This is a genomic window from Thalassospira mesophila (assembly GCF_002115755.1).
GTDB classification, from domain to species: domain Bacteria; phylum Pseudomonadota; class Alphaproteobacteria; order Rhodospirillales; family Thalassospiraceae; genus Thalassospira; species Thalassospira mesophila.
In genome coordinates, this window is record NZ_JFKA01000037.1 from 1 (window position 1) to 1,384 (window position 1,384).

Here is a 1,384-nt window from a genome sequence, read left to right on the forward strand (position 1 = left end):
GTGGCGGGGATGTCGTCATTACAGTTGACGGCAAACTTTCCGGTTGGTCCCCAGCCATATCTATTGCGTCTGGTGAGAGCGGAGGCACACTCACAAATAATGGGACCGTTTTGGGTGCAACCATCGGGATTGATAATCAGGGTATTGTTGCCGGAATTGTTAATGATGGCATAATTTCTGGACAGAATACCGGAATTAAGAACCATTCCTCAATTAGTTTCATAGAAAATTCCGGAACCGTTACCTCATCCGGCGGGCGGGCTATTTATAACGACGGATCAATTGGAACAATATCTAATAGTAAAACAATTTATTCTAACGCTGGTGACGTTATTTCGAATAATTCCGGCAGTACCATCGGTACAATATCAAATAGTGGCAATATTAGCTCTTTATCCAGTTCGGCTATTCTCAACCGTGGTTCCATTGGTGTTATCTCGAATAGTGGAACAATTTCTTCTACGTCCGGGAATGCAATTTCCAATCGAAGCTCTGGTTCTATTGGCACGATATCAAATAGTGGACTGATTCAAAGTAAATATTTTGCTATTAGGAATGAGCCCGGGACGGGCGCACTGACTATTACAAACTCGGGCACGATTGCGGGAGCCCTTGGCTATGACGGCAGCACTATTGGTGGGGCCATGACGATTTCCGGTGGCGTCGATGACAGTAAATATGGTCTTTTGACTGGTGAAAAAGCCACGACTGCAAGTACCGATATTGGCGAGATCGGGCATCGTTTTGTCGATTTTCATTTTGGTACGGGGTACCTGTTATTAAACGATAACATTGATGTTGCTGACAATTCTGTGATCAACGAGGGTGCCACCCTTAAGCTGGTGAACGGGATAACCATTACCGGCAACTACAGACAGACTGGTGGTGGGCTGGTTATACAGGTGGCATCGCCCTCCAGTTTTGGGTCGCTGACGGTATTGGCATCGGCTACGGATATGGTCGGCATGACGGGTAGCGCCAATATCAGTAATACCACCCTGGTTATGTCGGGCAATAATCTTGCCGTTGGCGATACTTACACCATTGTTGGTGCAGCCAAGAGCGGGACTTATACAATTACATCCGCATCGGTTGTGGGCACATCGGGACGTGGTGCGACCACGGCGACTGTGGGCAAAGACCTTGTCGTGACGATTACAGAAGCCAAGTCGGTCGGTTATCAGTCAATCGGGGCACAAAATGGCGGTGCTGCCAGCTCGTTTGGTGCAACACTGGACCAGATCAATAACAGTTCGTCAACACAGGCGGTTGCCTTCCAGAACAACGTTCTGGCAGTCATTAACAGTCTGCCATCCAGCCAGCAGGGATCGGCAATTAAAAAACTGGCCCCGGCCAGTGCTGCCAATAATGTGCAGGTGCTTAA

1 protein-coding gene is annotated in these 1,384 nt (G+C 48.2%); it reads left to right on the plus strand.

Going from position 1 to position 1,384, the window contains the following annotated elements; translation table 11 throughout:
• Nucleotides 1–1,384, plus strand: a 1,384-nt coding sequence (locus TMES_RS22855; RefSeq protein ID WP_211275995.1) for a hypothetical protein, incomplete at both ends; no start/stop codon positions are given.